The organism is Bacillus sp. MZGC1 (genome assembly GCF_002998605.1).
Taxonomy (GTDB): Bacteria; Bacillota; Bacilli; order Bacillales; family Bacillaceae; genus Bacillus.
In genome coordinates, this window is record NZ_PVRE01000002.1 from 87,128 (window position 1) to 107,264 (window position 20,137).

Consider the following 20,137-nt stretch of genomic DNA (forward strand, 5'->3'; position numbering starts at 1 on the left):
TCTCATTTTCACTTTTGGGCAGGATGCTCATGTCATTGATTGTTATGAAAGGTCGAGAAGATTCATCATAAAATAAACAGCAGATGCTTCTGGAAAATGCCGTATATCGATTCCTGTGCGCTCAATAAATTTATCGATTCGATATTGAAGGCTGTTTCTGTGAACATATAAAGCTTTTGCTGCCTTGGATGCATTTAAGTTACATTGCATATAGGTCATGAGGGTGCGGTAAACGTCCCGATCAAAGACCGCCTCTTTAAAAGCATCTGAAATAGCATGAGAGAGCGCGGATTCATCATAACGTATGAGTGATGGCAGACATTCATAAAATGTGGAAATCCCTGATCTAAGCTTGCCTCGCTGCACATGGTCCAAGAAAAGCTGCTGTTCATTTAACAATTTCTTCTGTAAATGTTCATTTGGCAAATGGAGCTGTCCTTGTAAAAAGACTGAGTCTGTTAAAAAGTCACTTGTAATGGCTAGAGACAAATCGTTTAGCAGATCTAATTGACCATTTTCTGATGTAGCGTTTGTTTGAATCAGCATCGCTGTATCAGCGCCTGTCCAAATGAAATGAGTATGTTCGAGGCTGTGAACCACAGCCTCTTTTATTTGCTGCCTTTGTTCTGCTTGATGGGACATTTTAAAATAATATACACGGACGGGGTGCTGAACGGTTAGTGGTTTGTTATCAAAAAGATAGCTGTACCATTTTTGTTCATCCTCAGTCTGCTTTGTATGAGAAAGATCAATTGGTGTAAGGAAAGTATTGAGAAGAAGTGTTTCTCTCGCTGTAAGCTCTGATTTGTCTACTCCAAATAATTCGCCTTCGTCTGTTTGATACCAAAGAATTTGATGATCATTTGTAGGTGAGCTGATGATATACTCTCCGTAAACAAGCTTTAATTTTTCTAACATGGCGAAGCTCCTTAAACAGTTTAATCATAGACATGGAATAGCATTAATTCGTGGATTTCTTCTTTTAAGGTTGGTTCGACTTCATGAGGTGGAAGCTGAGAGCCCCATTCAATATCACCTGTTTTGTGGTAGATGCCTTCGTAGTGCGCACCATTGTGAAAAAAGGATATTTTCCAGCCTGGCAACTGTGCTTTCTTAAAGAGAGGTTTCCATTGAAAATGAGAAATCATATCATCATTGCCTCCTTGCTTTTATTGATGAAACAATAAATAAACACGACAATACGGAAACAACCTTGAACTTGATTTTATTGTATCTCATCTGATGAAAAGAGCATAGGAAAAGCATAGATTTCATAACACCATCAATTTAAAACGAAAAACAGTTAGTAGACGTTCGTGTGGTCTGTAGTTGTTGAGGTCGTTCGTGAAAGATAAGATGCATAATCCATGATTCTTTTCCCAATCAGCCTTTCTGAGTTTCGCAATGAAACATGCTGGAAAATCTCGCGGCCAGGGCGAGAATTGGCTTCAAACATCCAGATAGCTCCTGTCTGATCAATGCCTAAATCAAAACCGATTTCACCAATATGGCCGGACATTTTTTCATCTATCACCTGACTAAGCGTGATGGCAGTATAAGAAAGCTGCTCTAAAGTTTTCAAACGCTTCTTCTTTTCTGGAAAAACATCATAAAGTGTTTTTACTAAGCCACCATGTAAATGGTGAGTCGTTACTGTGTGATTGCCAGAGACTTTTGCTGCTGCTGCCGTGACTGTCCAATGGCCGTACTTATTTTTATTCGTATGAACTCTGAAATCCATTGGTTGATTGTCTATTTGAAGAAGTGCAATGCCTTGTTGAGCCATAAAGTCTTGAATTGCGTGATCTTTCCGGAGCTTGGTCACGAAATGCTCTATTGAGTCATATGGAACAGCGCTTCCGTGATTTGAGCATACAGTGATTCCATGAGCCGTCTTCTTTAATTGATAAATACCGTCGCCGTGACTTCCGTTCGATGGTTTTACGTATATGACCTGATGTAGATGGAGGAGTGTTTCTATTTTATTTAGAGCGTCCACCGGATCCAATTGTATGGAATGTGGAAGAAAAGGACATGTTTTTTCATCTGTTAACAGTTGTTCATGAATATCCCATTTATTGAAAAAATAAGGGTTGAACCAAGGAATATCATAGTCTTGTGTGAGTTTACGCTTTGTTTCTTGAATGAATGCCGACTGAGCAGCCTTTCTATTTGGAAGACGGTCGTAAATGACTGACGGCAGGGGCATCTGTTTTTTAACCCATGTTTGCTGTTGGTACAACAATCCTTCTACTATTCCTTTATCCCAATCAATAGAATGTGTACCAAAAAGGTAGGCAAATCCAGCATGCTGCCTGAAAGAGTGCAGCAGTTTGATAAAAAAGTCTGATCTCGTTCCTAGTGGCTGCGTGCTTTGCCCAAAACCTGCTGTGAAAATGCCAAGCAGCGGCCCTATAAACAGTGTATGATCAACGGCGATTACATCAGCTTTTGATTGATAAGGAATTAGTAAATTTCTATATAGATTTTCTGATAATAAAATTTTATTTGGATGTTGATGATAGGAAACGGTGAAGTCATCTACTAAACGGGATCCTAAAGCAAGAGAATAGATCGCATCCTGCTGTTTAAAATGGGCGGGAAGATGAACTGTTTTTTCACTTGTGAGATGAGGGGCGATGAAGAAGCGATTTTTGTTCATAAGAAACCTCCTTCGGTTGAGACGTCATCGATTGAGCATGTGCAAGAATGGTACGAATCAATTGATCTTCCTTGTCAGGATAAGCTTTTAAAAAAGCGGATCGCCCTGGCTTTGATCTTATATTTGATATGAAAAGCCTGCCTTCACTTGTATGGAGTAAGTCTACAGCGAATTCAAAGCAAGGGGAGAAGGTTTTATCTATATATGCTGGGAGAGATGCTTGAATGGATGCAATATCATCTAAAAGAAGCTCTTTGATGTGCGGCTGCAATGTGTTTAGATAGTGATCAAAGCCTATCATGGGAGCTGATTTTTGTGTAATGTTTAAATGACTATTTTCTGTAGGTGATTTTGTGTGAATCCCTATGCGACTCCATTGATTTTGTGAATCTTTCATAAGGAAAATCCTTATTTCATTGAATAAAAAGTCTTTTTGATCACTCGTCTGAAAAAATTGAAGGAAATATCGGCCTACGTACTTTTTGCACCAGCGCTCTATATCTGATGGACGCGAAAATGTGATGACTTGCTCGGGACTTAGCTGAACAGTGAAAGTGTTGTCTTTTAAGAAAATGAAGTAAGTAGATGCTGCATGCTGTTGAGAGAGCGGCTGCATTTTACAATAACCGTCTTTCCTTACCATGTTGAGAAGTTCTGATGGCTCTTTTAATAATGAGCAGACAGGTAAATATGGCTGTAAAGAAGGGAGAAGACGGAGCTGCTCAAATAGCATCATTTTATTTGAAATACCTGTATTCAAAAAATCTGTTTTCGGATACTTTTTCAGCCATTCCATGATTGGTTTTGCTTTTTTAGATTGTGCGTCATGCTTGTAAAGGCATCGATCGTAAATCAAGTCAGGAATCTCAAATTCTGCTGCGGCAAATCCTTGACCATTCGTATAAGTTTGACCTTGTATCAAATTTGAAGCCGGCTTTAAATCAAATGGTGTAAAACGAACAACCTTTAAACCATAAGAAGGGGCAGCTTTGGCTAACCCACGAGTGAATGCCTCTTCATACTTTGAAGAAAGGCTCACAATACCTAATGTTGATGTCATTAAAAAAACACCTTCTTTTCAACTTCTTTTTTTACCAGCACAAAAACACTTTTTCATGATTTTACATAAAGATTGCGCTCCTTTATCATTACGACAGATCGATTGATCATATGTCTAGCAACATGCTTCATTTGCTTGGGGACTTGACAACAACTATAATACGTATAGATTAAACCAATAAACATCGGGTGTTGTTTGAAAGGTAGATGACGACTTTGAATATATTCACAACGTTTATCTTTATGATTGTTATAGGCGCAGTCATAGGAGCAGCGACAAACCATCTTGCAATTAAAATGCTTTTTCGCCCTTATAAGCCGTATTACTTATTCGGGAAACAGCTTCCTTTTACACCAGGGCTCATTCCTAAAAGAAGAGACGAAGTAGCCAAGCAGGTTGGTGTCATGGTTATGGAGCATTTGCTCACGCCAGAAGGAATTCAAAAGCGATTTGAATCATCGGAGGCAAAGCAAGAGATCTTGCATACAGTCCATCGATATATTGACAAAGGCGCTGAAATGGAGATAACAGTGCTATCTTTGCTTGAAAGAGTCGGCGTATCACAGGCTGACGTCAAAGCAGATGAATGGATCCATCAGTGGTCTGATCAGAAGCTCAATTCACTGCTTGAAAAATATAATGAGCAAACTTTATCTGAATTGCTTCCGCTAGATGTGGAAAACAAAATATCTTCAAAAATTCCAGATGCAGCTGATTATATTTTAAAGAGGGGCATTCATTATTTTGAAAGCGAGGAAGGTAAAGCAAGGCTTGGTAATATGATTGATGATTTCTTAAAGGAACGAGGCATGCTTGGCAGTATGGTTCAAATGTTTCTAGGGAATTCAAGCTTAATTGATCGGGTACATCCTGAAATCATCAAATTTTTAAGAAACGCAGAAACAAAAAGATTTTTATCAGATTTGCTTGTTCAAGAATGGGACAAGGTGAAGCAGTTTTCTCTTCAGGAGCTAGATGAAAAATGGAATGTGAAGGAGCTTGCTTATAGTGTGAAAAAGCAATTGCTTTCACACTTCTCTACAAAGCTGATATTAGACAAGCCAGTTGGATATTATGTCAGTGCAGTAGCGCTTGATCTCAAAACACACTTTGCACCAGTGCTTGTCGACAAGGGGATTAAAGCAGCATCGAATGCTTTAGAGGGACTGCTCGCAAAGCTCAAATTTGAAGATATCATTCGTGAGCAGATTGAACATTTTCCGCTTAAAAAAATGGAGGAGCTTGTGGTTAGCATTTCCAACAATGAACTTAAAATGATCACGTTTTTAGGCGGTTTTTTAGGCGGATTAATCGGCGCAATTCAAGCAATCTTTGTCACGCTATTTTAAGACAAGCTAGAGAAATTTTGATGAATTCATTGTATATATGTGAAACGAAAGCCATAGTTTGTTATAGTGGAGTGGTGTCCGCCGATCATATCGGTGATAACGGATAGAAAGGAGACATAACATGTCTGTAAATGTTTATGATGTTGCATATGACCTTGAAAAAGCTCTGCGTCATAGCGAAGAATATTCAACTTTAAAAAATCTTTATGATGAGGTAAACGCGGATGAGTCCTCTAAAAGAATGTTCGAGAACTTCCGAGACATTCAAGTAAACCTTCAACAAAAACAAATGACTGGTCAAGAGATCACACAAGAAGAAGTGGAGCAAGCTCAAAAAACAGTGGCACTTGTTCAACAGCACGATAAAATCTCTCAGTTGATGGAAGCAGAACAACGTGTGAGTGTTCTCATCGGAGAATTAAATAAAGTGATCATGAAGCCTCTTGAAGAGCTTTATGGGAATCCAGAAGAAAATGAATGAAAAGGGCGATGATATTCGCCCTTTTTTTATTTCACATGTTCCCTGTCCAACTTTTCAAAAAAAGGTTGTCTAAGCTCATAAATTCTGCGATAATACTTATATTGAAAGTGCTTTCAAATGAGCGCTCTCATGGGACAATTGGGTGCGTTTCACTTGGGATTTACGGCGATTAGCCAAACGAGAGAGAAGCGCTTCTGGGAGAAACGCAAAGCATAAGGGGATCTGATATAAGCAATGCTTTGGTGTGTGAAAGATAAGGGGATCATGGGGAGCTTCATCACCTCATTGTGACGCATCCAAACCATACATAAAAAAAAAGCCTAGGGGTAGGCTTTTTTTATTTACAAAAGATTCATAACACAGAGCTCTTTCAACTGCATGTTCTAAAGCACCAAGCTAGGGCATATCCTCATCGTAAGTACAGTCATCAAGAAGGGGGATGCCTCAGTGTCAAAAAAACTACTTGCACTCAATATAGATGGAACGTTACTTCGTTCCAATGGAAAAATCCATTCCGCTACAAAAGAAGCTGTGGAATACGTGAAGAAAAAAGGGGTTTACGTGACGCTTGTCACCAACCGGCATTTTCGTTCCGCACAAAAAATTGCCAAGGCGTTGAAGATTCCAACTTCAACCCTTGTGACGCATAGTGGTGCATTTATCGCGAATAAACTCGATGAGCCGCTTCATGTGAAGAAATTAACGGAAGAAAAAACATTTAATCTTGTGCAAATTCTTGAAAGCTTTGATTGTAATGTTCGCTTACTGCATGAAAAATTCTCAATTGGCAACCGGAAAAAAACGCAGTCACAGCTGATGGGAAAGACGTTGATTCATCCGTCTGATCCAATTTTCTATCCTGTGCAATTTGTTGAATCGCTAAGTGATATGCTGATGGATGAACCGGTCAGTACACCGGTGATTGAAGTATATTCAACCGCAGAGCTTCAGCCTGAAATTCACCGAACCATTCAACAAGCTTTTCCATCTGTCGATCTCATTCGGATCAGTGATGAGAAAATGAATATTGTATGCAAAGGCGTATCGAAAGAAGCGGGGCTTTCTCTTTTGACCTCAGCATTAGGTTTGACTTTAGAAGATACTGTGGTCATTGGACAGGGGACAGATGACATCCCAATGCTCGAATTGGCTGGCTTAGGCGTTGCAATGGGAAATGCCCCTCATTCTGTTAAGCGTAAAGCCGATTGGGTGACACGTTCGCAAGATGAACAGGGAGTCGCTTATATGATCAAAGAATACTTTAGAATGCAGCAAAGAGAAGGATTTTTACATCAATTCGATATTAAACGATAATATAGACGAAGGCCCTGTCAATCAAGAAATGGCAGGGCCTTCAACTGTTCCAGTCATTGCTTTTCCTACATAGATTTTGTAAAATGAAACAAGTTTGAAGATAAAGGTGATACGATGCGAATTTTAATTAAAGGGCTGTCAGATGAACGATTTCATCGCCCGCTTGTCAATATAGCCAATTTATTTGAAGAAGATAGTGAAGTGCTGTTTGATACAGGTGAATTGGAAGATGGCTTAACCATGGTGTTTAGCTGGAAAGAAGAAAATGGAACGGTGGAAGCATCTGGCCATATCGCTGGATCAGACATCACTAGTCGTTTTTCGCGAGACGTCCCAGAGGGCTTGAATGACAAGGAGCGCTGGAAACAAATCAAAAACACAGTGCTGTCTGTTTATTTACATCTGCTTCAGGAGCACACAGGAATGACGCAAAAGTGGGGGATTCTCACAGGGATACGTCCTACAAAATTACTCCATAAGATGCTGAGAGAAGGAATGACAAAGGAAGGTGCGCATGCCGCACTAAAGCGTGATTATTTGATTCATGATGAAAAAATCGATTTGATGCAGGAGATTGTCGACCGTCAGCTTCAAGCGATTCCTGACCTGTATGACCTTCAGCAGGAAGTAAGTATTTATATTGGTATTCCTTTCTGCCCAACAAAATGCGCTTATTGCACGTTCCCTGCTTATGCGATTAAAGGACAAGCTGGAAGAGTGGGAACATTTTTGTTTGGTCTGCATTATGAGATGCAAAAAATCGGTACTTGGCTAAAAGAACATGGTATCAAAGTGACGACTGTTTATTTTGGCGGGGGTACGCCGACGAGTATCACTGCGGAAGAAATGGATTTGCTGTATGAAGAAATGTATCGCTCGTTCCCTGATGTGAAACATATACGGGAAGTGACTGTCGAAGCAGGGCGTCCTGATACGATTTCGCCTGATAAGCTAGAAGTGCTAAACCAATATCATATTGACCGGATTAGCATCAATCCACAATCGTATGAGAATGAAACACTGAAAGCCATTGGCCGGCACCATAGTGTAGAAGAAACGATTGAAAAGTATCACTTATCAAGACAGTATGGCATGAATAATATTAATATGGACTTAATTATTGGTTTGCCGGGAGAAGGGCTAAAGGAATTCCAGCATTCCTTGCAGCAGACTGAAGAACTTAAGCCTGAATCTTTAACCGTGCATACGCTCTCCTTTAAAAGAGCTTCTGAGATGACGCGCAATAAGGACAAATATCAAGTAGCAGACCGAGAAGAAATCACACGTATGATGGATGAAGCGGTCGCTTGGACGAAAGCACATGACTATCATCCCTATTATTTATATAGACAAAAAAACATCTTAGGGAACCTTGAAAATGTCGGGTATTCATTGGATGGGCAGGAAAGTTTGTATAATATCATTATTATGGAAGAAGTGCAGACAATTATAGGGATTGGATGCGGTGCTGCTAGTAAATTCATTGATCCGCGTTCAGGAAAAATTACGCAGTACGCCAATCCAAAAGATCCAAAATCGTATAATGACCGCTATGAACACTATACCGAAGAGAAAATTGAATTTCTTGAGTCATTATTTGTTCCTCACGTTTAAACACTGCGGTGACGCAGTGTTTTTTTCATTTGTAAAAGGGTATATAAGTGATAAAAAGTTAAAGCAGGTGTACATATGATTGATGTGATCGGAATTGGGATTGGGCCCGCCAATTTAGGTTTGGCGGCTTTGTTAGAGGAGTATGAAGATGTTTCATGCTGTTTTTTTGAACAGGAGTCCGAGTTTGCGTGGCATCCTGGTATGCTGATCAAAGGAACGGATTTACAAGTCTCCTTTTTAGCTGATCTTGTGACGATGGCGAATCCAAGGAGCAGGTATACATTTTTAAATTATTTACATGAATCAAATAGACTTCACCGGTTCTATACATTTGAACAGTTTGACATTCCGCGAAGAGAATTCAATGAGTATTTATCATGGGTCGCAGGTGAATTAGATAGCTGTCAATTTGGGATGAAGGTAGAGGAAGTGACGGACTGCCAAGGTGGTTATCTTGTGAAAGTCCGGCGATTGAAGGATGGATCGCTCTCTGAGTATCGGGCAAAGCATGTCGTGCTTGGAACAGGGAGCAAACCGATGATTCCTGTCGATGTGCCTGATGCTGCACTGCCATATGTGACACATAGCAGCCGTTATTTAGACCAGCAGGAAGAACTTCATGAAGCTGAGTCGGTGACGGTGATTGGCTCTGGGCAGAGTGCAGCCGAAATCTTCTTAGACCTGCTTCAGCATCAAAAGAAAGGACAGCAGCTTTCGTGGTTTACGCGATCTAGTGAATTTAGAGAGCTGGAGACGGCAGAGCTTGGCCAGGAGCTATTTACACCGAAGTACGTCGAATATTTCCATTCGCTTCCTTATGAAGAACGAATGAACACATTGCCTAGGCTGACTGGATTAAGAAATGGTATAGATGCATCGACGCTCTCGCGTATTTATCAGGAATTGTATCATCGGTCTGTTACAGGTGAAGAGCCATCTGTGGTGATTCAGCCAATGACCGAGCTTGAAGCGATTCAGGTGGAGGAGAATCAGTCCCTGAAGCTGCACCTAAAGCAGTGGCAGCTAAAGAAAGAAAAGAGCATAACAGCTGATCGTGCCCTATTGGCTACAGGGTACACTCCGAATATCCCGGCGTGGTTTAGTGCGTATGAACCTTTAATTGAATGGGAAAGTGAAGAGCATTTTAAAGTGACAGAAGACTTCAGGCTTGTGTTCAAAGACAAGCGTCCGCATCATTTCTTTACATTTACGAACTTAGATCACTCTCATGGAACAGCGGCGACCAATTTAAAACTATCCATCTACCGCAATCAGAAAGTGATTCAAACCATTCGCGGGGTCAAAGAAGCGCCAGTCAAGCAAGAAACAGCCTTTCAGCAATTTGAATAAGAGATAAAAAGGGCCCAAGTATAGGGCCCTTTTTCATTAGATTGTCGTTTCTTTTTTCACTTTTGGTTTTTCTGTTTGCCATTTGAACATTTTGTTCAGAATTTGATAAATTCGCTTAGATTCCTTCGTCACAAGCGGTCCTAAAATCGCAAGGATTAAGACGTACAATGCAGCAAATGGCTTCAAGGTAGCGGCAAGTCCGCCCGCAATACCGAGCTCGGCTACAATGATTGAAAACTCTCCTCGTGATACGATGGTTAATCCAATATTAGAAGAGGCTTTATGAGAAAATCCAGCTCTTCTTCCAGCGAACATTCCAGCAGTGAAGTTCCCAATGAAGGTGAGAATCACAGCGCCGATCGCAAGCCAGAAGGCATCACCTAATGTAAATGGATCAATGCTGAGACCGAAGCTGAAGAAGAACATGGCCCCGAAGAAATCTCTAAATGGAACCACAAGATGTTCGATGCGGTCAGAGTGCTCTGTTTCTGAGAAAACAAGACCAAGTAAGAGTGCCCCAATGGCCTCTGCTACATGGATTGTCTCTGAGAAACCAGCGACAAAGAATAAAGCCGCAAAAATCACAATGATGAACACTTCGTTCGAACGGATATCGAACAACTTGTTTAATCGTTTTGGCAGCTTACGTGCGATGATAAAGAAAAGCATCATATAACCAAAAGCAATGAAAATGGATAATAAGGCACCGCTAACCGTTGTGGCATCTCCAAGGACAAGACCAGATACGACGGATAAATAAACAGCGAGGAAAATATCCTCAAACATAATGATCCCAAGAATTAACTCAGTTTCAGGGTTCGCAGTCCGTTTCAAATCAACAAGGACTTTGGCCACAATGGCACTGGATGAAATCGTGATAACTCCTGCCATAATGAGAACCTCAAGGAACCCAAACCCTGTGATAAAACCGTAAAGCAGTCCTAAGCTGAAGTTAATCAAAATATAAATAGATCCGCCGACAGCAATGGATTTGCCCGATTTAATAAGCTTTCCGACAGAGAACTCAAGTCCAAGATAGAAAAGAAGGAACAAGACGCCCATTCTGCCAAAAAACGAAATAATTTCGGTGCTTTCGATAAATTTTAGATCAATGATCCCGATGGTTGGAGCATGCGGCCCAACGATCATACCGAGGACAATGAGAAAAGGGATGATAGAGAATTTCATTTTATTGGCGATTAAGCTGGCGATGGCGATGAGAATCAGCGCCGTCCCAACTTCAAAGACTAAATGATCCATTCATCACTCTCCCCCTCTAGAAAGAAAATCACGTATCAATCGCTTTAAGTGTTTTCTTTCGCCTGAAATGACCATCGTATCATTTGCTTCAATAATCGAATCGGCACCAGGGTTCAGTAATTTTTCATTTGTATGTTTAATGATCGCAATGACGGTGACTTCATAGTTTTGTCGCACATCTAAATCACCGAGTGTATGTCCAACCGCTTTTGCGCCTTTTTCCACCTTAAACCATTCAATCATCAAGTCATTGAAGGCCATTTCAATGGTTTCAAGTGCCTGCGGTTTATACACCATGCCGCCGATAATCGCAGCGATTTGCCTTGATTCAGTATCATCGAGAGAAATGGTGGACAGCACTTCATCTGGATCATCATCGTCAAAACGATAAATCTCCCGTCTGCCATCATCATGAATCACTATCGTCATTTTTTCTCTATTTCTCGTTTCAATTTCAAATTTCTTTCCGATCCCAGGAAGATCATTTTCTTTAATATTCATTTTATCCCTCCGAATATGATAGGTTGTGTTTTTCATATAGTAATACGGATGAAATAAAATGAATCAGTAGAGGTAATTTGATTGACACATAATGGGGATCGCACACTTCATTTCCAAAAAACATAGATCAATGGATAACGCAGCTGATGGAGCAGGCTTGAGTAGAAAAACCTTTGAATCAGCCAGTGATAATCTGTTCTTTAACAGAATAGAGAAGGCATGTTTTTTTGAAAATGGAGGTGTCTTCACAGCTTGAATTTCTTCATCGTAGATGGATGGAGAAATAAGACTAGGTGCACTCGCTTCTGCCTGTGGAGCAAAAACGACATTTGAAAAAGGAGAAAACATGACGATGAAACTAACCAATATGAATATGGAACACCTTATCAATCATCCTCCCCCTTTCAAAATCATTTCTTTCTTCATTTACTATATAAAAATATATTTCTTGTTTCAACAATTATGCTTATTTTAGTATCAATTGATCTTGAAATTTTTCATGCAGAGGAAAAGGAATTATTCGGGTTGAAATGGAATTAAGTCATGAGTTTAAAAGAAAAGGGGGATGGATGATGACATATATCAATTGTCAGTTAAACGGGGATATTTTTGAAATCGTTTTCAACAGGCCTGATGCTTATAATTCATTTCATGTGGACATGTTTGCTGAATTCAAAGAGGCATGTGATGCAGCGGAAGAAAGCAGTGCAAAAGTCGTTGTGATCAAGGGAGCGGGGAAAGGGTTTTCTGCAGGCGGAGATATTGGCATGATGCTTAAGCAGGAAAGTGAAGAAGATTTCCATCGTGTGATGGATTTGATCGAGGGAATTACACTTTCTCTAGCCGGTATGAAAAAAGTGACGATTGCCCTTGTCCACGGGTCAGCGGCAGGCCTTGCTTTTAGCTTTGCTTTAAGCTGTGACTACTTGTTTATGCATCAGGATGCACAGCTCGCCATGAATTTTAATGGAGTAGGATTAATTCCAGATGGCGGAGGGCATTTTTTTCTCACAAAAAGAGTCAGTGAACAAACCGCGAAACAATTGATTTGGAGCGGACAAAAGCTGCCGGCTGAAGAAGCGTTAAAACTGCGCCTTGCAGACGGGGTGTTTCAGGATGAAGTCGATGCGTATCAAAAAGTATGTGTGAAGCCGTTTATGAACATGCCGCTTCAAGCATTTGTCGAAACAAAGCTGATCTATTTTCAGCAGTCAGAACCTGAGCTGCTAGCCGTTCTTCAAAAGGAGAGGGCAGCACAGGCAAGACTGAGGCAAAGTCATGATCATAAGGAAGGCATTCAGGCCTTTTTAGAAAAAAGACGACCTGTGTTTCAGAACGTATAAACGAATGTGAGACCGGCGAATGCCGGTTTTTTTAACGTTCAAATAAAAGAAGCTTGCCTGCATCATCAACGAGCCGGTGGGAATGCTTCGTGTATTGCTGTTCGATTAAGCGATGGCGCCCTAATTCCTTTGCCTTTTCATCACTATCCGTTGTGATTTTTTCATTTAATAAGGTCTCACCCGACCGGTCAAATACAGTTAAAAAGTATGTCTTCTCCATTCCTCATCTCCCTTTCCTCTGCTTTTCTATGTAATTAAACAATGAATAAGACAAAACCTCTTTTTTAACTGTTAAAAATGTGTTTTTTAGAATGAAAGCGATAGAACGTGCATTCGTAAAAATGGCATGATAAAATATGGACAATGACAGTATCGGACAAGGAGATAGACGTTTGACTAAGCTTACCTTTATTCATGCCGCAGATTTACATTTAGACAGTCCATTTGCAGGAATGTCGAATATCCCTAGCTTACCATTTAAGCGGCTCAAAGAAAGTACATTTCAAAGTGCGAAGAATATGTTTGATCTCGCCATTGCTCGATCAGTAGACTTTGTGCTGCTGAGCGGAGATTTATTTGACGAATCAAATCGCAGTCTGAAAGCACAGCTGTTTTTAAGAAATCAGTTTCTAAGACTGCAAACTCAAGGGATTGACGTCTTTATTATTTATGGTAATCATGATCATTTAGGCGGTGAATGGACACCGATTGAGTGGCCTGAGAATGTGCACGTTTTTTCAAGCAGTACACCAAGTGAGCAATCCTACTATAGAGGGGGGCAGCTTGTTGCAAGTATTTATGGGTTTAGCTACAAAGAGCGGGCTGTCTATGAAAATATGACATCTCATTATGTCAAAACGACAGATGCTGCCTATCACATTGCGATGCTTCACGGTACATTAGCCGGACAAGAAGGGCATGATGCGTATGCACCATTTCAGCTTGAGCAGCTTCTTTCACGGGATTTCGATTATTGGGCGCTTGGACATATACATAAGAGAGCCCTTCTGCATGAAGACCCGTTGATTATTTACCCTGGTAACATGCAGGGCAGACATATAAAAGAAACAGGAGAGAAAGGCTGTTACGTTATTCAACTCTCCGAGGATTCTGAGACAGCGGAATTTATTAGCTGTGCGGATGTGATGTTTGAGACACTTGCAATAGACATGACAGAAACGGTTCATATGACGGATCTTGTGACACTTGTGGATAGCAAAATCAGTGAGCTGAAAGAGGAGGGCGTCCCTCATTTTGTGAAAATTGAATTGACGGGTGATGCTCCTCCTTACTTTGAGCGTACTCAGCTTGAGGTTCTTGAGGAGCTGTTGACCGTTCTTCATGAACAGGAAGAAGATGAAGAGGTATTCGTTTGGGTGATATCGATTGACTGCCGAACAAACGAGGATGTGATCTATTTAGAAGATTCTTTTTTGAAGGAACTCACTGCTGAAATTTCACAGTTTGAGGCATATGAAGAGCTGTTATCACCGATCAAGCGTCACCCAACCTATAGAAAATCAGGAAAAGCTCTCACAAAAGAGGATGAAGTGGATATAAAAGAAGAAGCACAAAGGCTGCTGACAGAACAGCTAAAGCAATTATGAGAAAAGGAGAGGCACAATGAAAATACGTTCACTCCATATCGCCCATTTCGGGAAATTTTCAAATCGGACCTTTCACTTTTCTGATGACGGTTTTCAGCTAGTTTACGGCCTGAATGAATCGGGGAAAACGACATTGAAAACGTTTATTGAATCGATGTTATTTGGTTTTCCGAAAAACAAGATGTACAAGACGAAACAGGGTTCTTTTTATGGTGGTTCCCTCACTTGCCAAGATGACGAGTTAGGCGTTATTCATATTGAAAGAACGTCCGATCGAGGTGGTCAAGCGCAGGTGTTTTTACCGAATGGTGAAGTGAAAGACGAAGTTTTTCTACAGACACTTTTAAAGGGAACGGATCGCAGGTTATATCAATCAATCTATTCATTTGATGTGTTTGGACTGCAAAATGTCCAAGCCTTAAACCAGGACCAAATAGGCGAATTTCTACTTTTCTCAAGTTTATTTGGCTCGGATGCAGCCACCAAGATGGATAGCAGGCTGCTAAAGCAGCAGGAGCAGCTGTTTAAACCAAATGGACGCAAGCCGGAATTAAATCAGCAGCTTGATCGTTTAAAAGAGCTGACAGGTCAGCTGAAACAAGCCAAATTGGTAGAAGGCCGTTATACCGAAAAGAAACGGGAGCAATCTGAATTAACGGAGACGATCGAAATGCTTCAAAATGAAATGAAGCAAGCTGAGGAACACATTCAGAAACTGGCTGAATCCATTCAAGTTTATCCCATGATCGAGAGAAAAGTGGAATTAAAAAAGGGATTAGCCCGCTATCCAGACCGAGTCAAACGTTTTAGAGCAGAAACAGAGCATGAGCTGGATAAACTAGAATCACACCTTCACCCGAAAAAGGCTCAATTGACTGCACTGAAGCAGAAGTTAGACCATTTGCAAACCTCACTTGTACAAGTTCAACCGCTCTATGACAAGGATACCATAATGGAGATGAAACGAGTCGTAGATGAAGCATCTGATGCTGAGCTTGTGAAAAAGCGCATAGCAGAGTGTCGAGCAAACCGTGATTCATTGAAACAAAAAATAGACGAAGCGGTAGCAAAGCTAAAGTGGGAGTACCCGATAAAGTTCGAACAAATCGACGATTCGCTTGAATTTGAGTGGGAATTAAAGGAGACTGTCACTCAATACGTTCGTCTCATGGATAGAAAAGCGCAGTTAGATGAACGATTTGATCACGCAAGACATGAGCTGGACGAAGCAGAAGCCGCTCTAAAAGGATTAAAGGAACAGCAAGTCAGACAGCACGGAGCAGAAGACGATGCGAAGGGGACAAGATCGAAAAAGAAACCGATTCATTCCCGGGCGTTGTTATTCCGAGGCTTGATCGCATTTGATGTGGTGCTTCTGCTTGTTCTATTCTTTTTAACAGAGTGGTGGATCACGCTCTTGTTTGCGGGATTTTCTGTTTTTCTCTTCTTTCTCATTTACCCATTCAGTCAAATGAGCCCGATGAAACAAAGAAGCGGCGAAGGGGCCTTTGATTCATTTCAAGTGCAGGCAGCTTCAGCTGAAACACTTATGAGGCAGAAGGAGCTTCTGTACGAAAGAATCATCCGGCAATATGAAGACTGGGAGCTAGAGCTGGAACCTGTCCAGCAGCAAGTAGAGGAAAAGAAGAGACAGCTTGGCTTGTCGTCTGAGCTTACTTTCCTAGTAGAGGCCTTCCATATCCTAAAACAATTAAAAATGAATACAGCGGCATATGAGGAGCTTCATCGTGAAATAGGCGTGCTTTCCGATCAGCAATCGATTTATGAGCGCAGGGTTTCAGCGTTAAGGAGTATCCTTCAAAAAAAGGAAGGAACCATTCAGGAGAATATCTCAGCTTTTCAAGAGATATTGAAAGATGAGGCGAGAAGAGAAAAAGAACGCCAGACATTGTACGTATCCATTCAACATGCGATCCAGCAGCTCACGACACTAGAAGGGGAAATTCAATATTACGAAAAACAAACTGACGAGCTTTTTCGTCAAGTAGAAGCAGAGTCCAAAGAAGATTACCAAGTGCTTTCTCATCTATCTAAAGAATACCGGGAACGGCTTTCCCATTTGCAGCAGCTGAATCAAGAGCTTCATAGAAGCGGTTGTTTTGATGAGGAGGAATGGATTGTTCGCAAAGGATTACCTCTCCTTGAAGAGGAGTGTGCAGAAGCAAAGCAGCACCTTCATGACGTTCAATTGAATGCGGAGAATATGGAAAAACGTTTAGCAGAACTAGCGGTGGAAATCCGGCAAATAGAAGCTTCTGGAACGGTGTCTGATTTGACTCATCAGCTTGCCGCAGAGCAGGAGCATGCGAAGCACCTCGCAAAAAAATGGGCGGCAATTCAGCTTGTCCGCTCCGTCATACGAGAAAAATTGAATGAGCATAAAGAAACAAGGCTGCCTGCATTGCTTCAAACAGCCTCAAGTTTTATTCAGCCGTTAACAAATGATCGTTATGAAGCGATTTTATTTTCACCTGAAGATGACTTGCTGATGGTGAAAAGAATGGATGGACGAATATTCCGTCCAGAGGAGCTTTCACAGGCAACGTGTGAACAGATCTATCTGGCGATTCGTTTTGCGCTCGCTTTGTCTCATCAGCAAGATTGTCAGCTTCCGTTTATGATGGATGACAGCTTCGTTCATTTCGATCACGTTCGTCTAGGAAGAGTGCTGGAGATGATGAACGAGCTCACACGTTTTGAAACACAGCTGTTTTATTTCACCTGTCATGAGCATATGAAGCAAGCAGCAGAAGATGGACAGATTACGAGTTTAGCAGTTGAATGATTGACAAATAATGACTTATGTTATACTTATATGAGCAGAAACATGGAAGGAGCTTTTATTGAATGGCTAAAGGGATCATGACCTATGATGTCGGCGAACAAGTTGACCTGCATTTATTAATTAAATCATCTACTAAAGGGATTGCGAGTAATGGCAAACCATTTTTAACGTTAATTCTTCAAGATCAAAGTGGAGATATTGAGGCGAAACTATGGGATGCAAAGCAGAATGATGAACAAACCTATGCCGCGCAAACCATTGTGAAGGTAGTAGGCGATATTCATCATTATCGCGGGAGGAATCAGCTGAAACTTAGGAATATACGCCCTGTTGCTGAAAATGAGCAAATTCGAATTGATGATTTTCTCGAAACAGCTCCTATTCCAAAACATGATATGATGGATACGATTATGCAATATATCTTTGATATGAAAAACCCTAATATACAGCGTGTTACAAGGCATTTGCTGAAAAAATATGGACAGGAATTCGCTGACTATCCAGCAGCGACAAAAAACCATCACGAATTTGTCTCTGGTCTTGCTTATCACGTGGTGTCCATGCTGCATTTGGCTAAATCAATTGTTGACCTATATCCATCATTAGATCGAGATCTTTTATATTCAGGCATCATTCTTCATGATTTAGGGAAAGTCAAAGAGCTTTCGGGCCCAGTCTCAACCACCTATACGGTGGAAGGGAATTTAATTGGTCATATTTCGATTATGGTGACAGAAATTGCGAAAGCTGCAGAAGAGCTTGGCATTGATTCAGAAGAAATTCTGATTTTACAGCACTTAGTACTGAGTCATCACGGAAAAGGAGAGTGGGGCAGCCCGAAACCACCAATGGTGAAGGAAGCCGAAATACTCCACTATATTGATAATTTAGATGCGAAGATGAATATGATGGATCGTGCGCTTGAGCATGTGAAGCCAGGAGAATATACAGAACGTATTTTTGCGCTAGAGAATCGTTCATTTTATAAACCAACCTTTCATCACGAATAACCATGTCAAAACGTCCGTTTATTGCGGGCGTTTTTTTCATAACTTGTCTTCTTTTCGCATAAGCATGTAACACAAAGGAAGAGAGAGCTGTTCTGAAAAAAGGAGGCGATGAAAAAATGTTGTTTTTTCCATGGTGGGTGTATGCATGTATCATTGGCATTATTTTCTGTGCGTATAAATTAATGACAACGGCCAAAGAGGAGCAAGAGATTGATCAATCCTTTATTGAAAAGGAAGGAGAAATTTTTATCGAGCGAATGGAACAAGAAAGAGAGCGTAGACGTCAGGATCAGCAAGTGAAAAGATCACATGATACGGCGGCACATGAAGACTCGATTGCTTAATCAGGTCATATAAAAACCCCTCTGCACGAGCACGGCAGAGGGGTTTTTTGTGATTACTGGTTTTGTTGAGGTTGTTGATTTTGTGCGGGTTGTTGAGACTTTTCTTTGAATGTGTTTTCAAGTTCTTTATCTTTTACTTTCACATCGGCATCTTTCACCAATTTGTTTAAGATCGTTTGGATTTCATTTGTGTCTGCTTGTTTTTGATTAAGCAGTTCTTTTTTCAAGTCTGCTTTCATGTCATCGTATTTACCGCGTTCTTCGGTCTTTTTAATGATATGGTAGCCGAATTGTGATTTCACTGGTTTGCTGATTTCATTCACTTTTAGTTTGAAAGCAGCTTTACTGAAGTTCTCGTCCATTTGGCCTTCTTTTGCGAACCAGCCTACATCGCCGCCTTGTGCTGCTGAAGCGGTATCAGTTGAATATTCAGACACAACGGCATCCCATTTTTCACCTTTATCTAATTTCTTTTCCACTTCGTCAGCTGTTTTCTTATCAGCTACTAAAATGTGGCTTGCGCGGATTTTCCCTTTTAGGTCATCGTAATACGCTTTTACTTCTTTATCAGTGATTTTGATGTTAGCTTTGGCAGCCTTTTGAGTCAGCAGCTCATATTTCACTTGATCTTTGATGTAATCTTTTCCGAATTCATCTTGAAGTTGTTTTAAACGATCTTCACCAAGTGTCTTTTTATATTCTTCCATTTTCTTATCAATTTCTTTATCAGATACTTTGTATTTGTCAGCAAGAACCTTTTGTTGAACAAGTAGATTTAAAGCATCTCCACCTGCTTGTTTCTTAAGAGTTGTATAAAGCTCTTCTTTTGTGACATCTCCTGATTTTGTTGTTGCGATGACATCTTTATCATCGCTACTGCATGCGCCAAGAGTTAAAACACTAACTGCTGTTACAGCTGCTAAAGCCATTTTTTTCATTCAAAAAACACTCCTAATCTTTCCAATTTATTTATCATTGCTTGTATCATAACATATTGTGACACGCTGTAAAAAGAAATGCAAATGGGAGGGCATTCGTCTAGTCAAAAATTTGCGCGCGACATACACATATAGTGATCACAAAAAGGAGGCTGAATTATATGGGAGCAGGATATTCTAATGGGTTTGCTTTATTGGTCGTGCTATTCATTTTGCTGATCATCGTTGGTGCAGCATATCTTTACTAATTAAATCGCTGTGACAGAAAGGAGCCGTCCTGCCATGCGTGCGGGCGGTTCTTTTTTCAAACGATGACAGGTGCCTAAACGTTTTCATTTTTTTTGCATACACTGAGCTTAGAACAGAGCAAGAACTGGCAGGAGGTGTTTTTACATGGGAGGAGAAGTCTTTGCTGGCGGTTTTGCACTAGTCGTCGTGTTATTCATCTTATTGATCATTATCGGTGCATCTTGGATTTGCTAATCAATCAATATACAC

General features: G+C 40.7%; 20 protein-coding genes. 12 read left to right on the top strand and 8 right to left on the bottom strand.

Annotated features, from left to right (window positions below; all coding sequences use genetic code 11):
* Window positions 1–42 precede the first annotated feature (42 nt).
* The 4 genes from C6Y06_RS05480 to C6Y06_RS05495 all read right to left on the bottom strand — a co-directional run bounded on the left by C6Y06_RS05480 (window position 43) and on the right by C6Y06_RS05495 (window position 3,722).
* Complete coding sequence (locus tag C6Y06_RS05480; protein WP_106036604.1) at window positions 43–918, bottom strand: helix-turn-helix domain-containing protein; 876 nt, start codon at window positions 916–918, stop codon at window positions 43–45.
* Between the two features lie 20 nt (window positions 919–938).
* Window positions 939–1,148: a YheE family protein gene (locus tag C6Y06_RS05485; RefSeq protein ID WP_003211787.1), complete on the bottom strand. Its 210-nt coding sequence runs from the start codon at window positions 1,146–1,148 to the stop codon at window positions 939–941.
* Window positions 1,149–1,303: 155 nt separating this feature from the next.
* Entirely contained in the window at window positions 1,304–2,662 is a 1,359-nt protein-coding gene (locus tag C6Y06_RS05490; protein ID WP_106031628.1) for a YheC/YheD family endospore coat-associated protein, read from the bottom strand.
* Window positions 2,619–3,722: a YheC/YheD family protein gene (locus C6Y06_RS05495; protein ID WP_106036605.1), complete on the bottom strand. Its 1,104-nt coding sequence runs from the start codon at window positions 3,720–3,722 to the stop codon at window positions 2,619–2,621. The genes C6Y06_RS05490 and C6Y06_RS05495 overlap by 44 nt, the downstream gene beginning before the upstream one ends.
* Window positions 3,723–3,937: 215 nt before the next feature.
* Here C6Y06_RS05495 and C6Y06_RS05500 point away from each other — a divergent pair, with 215 nt between their 5' ends.
* The 5 genes from C6Y06_RS05500 (at window position 3,938) to C6Y06_RS05520 (ending at window position 9,830) form a co-directional block, all read left to right on the top strand.
* Entirely contained in the window at window positions 3,938–5,071 is a 1,134-nt protein-coding gene (locus C6Y06_RS05500; RefSeq protein WP_106031630.1) for a DUF445 domain-containing protein, read from the top strand.
* Between the two features lie 121 nt (window positions 5,072–5,192).
* On the top strand, window positions 5,193–5,552 hold the full coding sequence (locus tag C6Y06_RS05505; RefSeq protein WP_034663625.1) for a YlbF/YmcA family competence regulator: 360 nt from the start codon (window positions 5,193–5,195) through the stop codon (window positions 5,550–5,552).
* A 447-nt stretch (window positions 5,553–5,999) separates the two neighbouring features.
* Window positions 6,000–6,866, top strand: coding sequence for a Cof-type HAD-IIB family hydrolase (locus C6Y06_RS05510; protein ID WP_060595898.1), 867 nt, complete (start codon window positions 6,000–6,002; stop codon window positions 6,864–6,866).
* Between the two features lie 114 nt (window positions 6,867–6,980).
* Window positions 6,981–8,480 (top strand): coproporphyrinogen III oxidase, encoded by a 1,500-nt coding sequence (locus C6Y06_RS05515; RefSeq protein WP_060595900.1) that lies wholly within the window; start codon window positions 6,981–6,983, stop codon window positions 8,478–8,480.
* A 75-nt stretch (window positions 8,481–8,555) separates the two neighbouring features.
* Window positions 8,556–9,830: a lysine N(6)-hydroxylase/L-ornithine N(5)-oxygenase family protein gene (locus C6Y06_RS05520; RefSeq protein WP_106031631.1), complete on the top strand. Its 1,275-nt coding sequence runs from the start codon at window positions 8,556–8,558 to the stop codon at window positions 9,828–9,830.
* 36 nt (window positions 9,831–9,866) lie between these two features.
* On the opposite strand, the gene C6Y06_RS05525 is transcribed toward C6Y06_RS05520, so the two are convergent.
* Together C6Y06_RS05525 and C6Y06_RS05530 are read right to left on the bottom strand one after the other, a co-directional pair.
* On the bottom strand, window positions 9,867–11,090 hold the full coding sequence (locus C6Y06_RS05525) for a cation:proton antiporter (RefSeq protein ID WP_066031091.1): 1,224 nt from the start codon (window positions 11,088–11,090) through the stop codon (window positions 9,867–9,869).
* Between the two features lie 3 nt (window positions 11,091–11,093).
* Window positions 11,094–11,591, bottom strand: a complete 498-nt coding sequence (locus C6Y06_RS05530) for a cation:proton antiporter regulatory subunit (RefSeq protein ID WP_066031090.1) — start codon at window positions 11,589–11,591, stop codon at window positions 11,094–11,096.
* A gap of 569 nt (window positions 11,592–12,160) precedes the next feature.
* Here C6Y06_RS05530 and C6Y06_RS05540 point away from each other — a divergent pair.
* Entirely contained in the window at window positions 12,161–12,934 is a 774-nt protein-coding gene (locus tag C6Y06_RS05540; RefSeq protein WP_081311426.1) for an enoyl-CoA hydratase, read from the top strand.
* A 31-nt stretch (window positions 12,935–12,965) separates the two neighbouring features.
* Here C6Y06_RS05540 and C6Y06_RS05545 read toward each other — a convergent pair whose 3' ends face one another.
* Complete coding sequence (locus tag C6Y06_RS05545; protein WP_034663606.1) at window positions 12,966–13,154, bottom strand: YhzD family protein; 189 nt, start codon at window positions 13,152–13,154, stop codon at window positions 12,966–12,968.
* A gap of 172 nt (window positions 13,155–13,326) precedes the next feature.
* On the opposite strand from C6Y06_RS05545, the gene C6Y06_RS05550 reads away from it, so the two are divergent.
* From C6Y06_RS05550 to C6Y06_RS05565, 4 genes are all read left to right on the top strand, one after another.
* Complete coding sequence (locus C6Y06_RS05550) at window positions 13,327–14,541, top strand: metallophosphoesterase family protein (RefSeq protein ID WP_066031087.1); 1,215 nt, start codon at window positions 13,327–13,329, stop codon at window positions 14,539–14,541.
* Between the two features lie 16 nt (window positions 14,542–14,557).
* On the top strand, window positions 14,558–17,347 hold the full coding sequence (locus C6Y06_RS05555; protein WP_106036606.1) for an ATP-binding protein: 2,790 nt from the start codon (window positions 14,558–14,560) through the stop codon (window positions 17,345–17,347).
* A gap of 62 nt (window positions 17,348–17,409) precedes the next feature.
* Window positions 17,410–18,357, top strand: a complete 948-nt coding sequence (gene yhaM, locus C6Y06_RS05560) for a 3'-5' exoribonuclease YhaM (protein WP_034663598.1) — start codon at window positions 17,410–17,412, stop codon at window positions 18,355–18,357.
* 116 nt (window positions 18,358–18,473) lie between these two features.
* Window positions 18,474–18,701 carry a sporulation YhaL family protein gene (locus C6Y06_RS05565; protein ID WP_034663596.1) on the top strand — a complete coding sequence of 76 codons (228 nt, stop codon included), beginning with the start codon at window positions 18,474–18,476 and terminating at the stop codon, window positions 18,699–18,701.
* 53 nt (window positions 18,702–18,754) lie between these two features.
* On the opposite strand, the gene C6Y06_RS05570 is transcribed toward C6Y06_RS05565, so the two are convergent.
* On the bottom strand, window positions 18,755–19,639 hold the full coding sequence (locus C6Y06_RS05570) for a peptidylprolyl isomerase (protein WP_106036607.1): 885 nt from the start codon (window positions 19,637–19,639) through the stop codon (window positions 18,755–18,757).
* A gap of 161 nt (window positions 19,640–19,800) precedes the next feature.
* On the opposite strand from C6Y06_RS05570, the gene C6Y06_RS05575 reads away from it, so the two are divergent.
* Window positions 19,801–19,887 (top strand): YjcZ family sporulation protein, encoded by an 87-nt coding sequence (locus tag C6Y06_RS05575; RefSeq protein ID WP_008361129.1) that lies wholly within the window; start codon window positions 19,801–19,803, stop codon window positions 19,885–19,887.
* Between the two features lie 145 nt (window positions 19,888–20,032).
* Window positions 20,033–20,122, top strand: a complete 90-nt coding sequence (locus C6Y06_RS05580) for a YjcZ family sporulation protein (RefSeq protein ID WP_017360317.1) — start codon at window positions 20,033–20,035, stop codon at window positions 20,120–20,122.
* Window positions 20,123–20,137 lie beyond the last annotated feature (15 nt).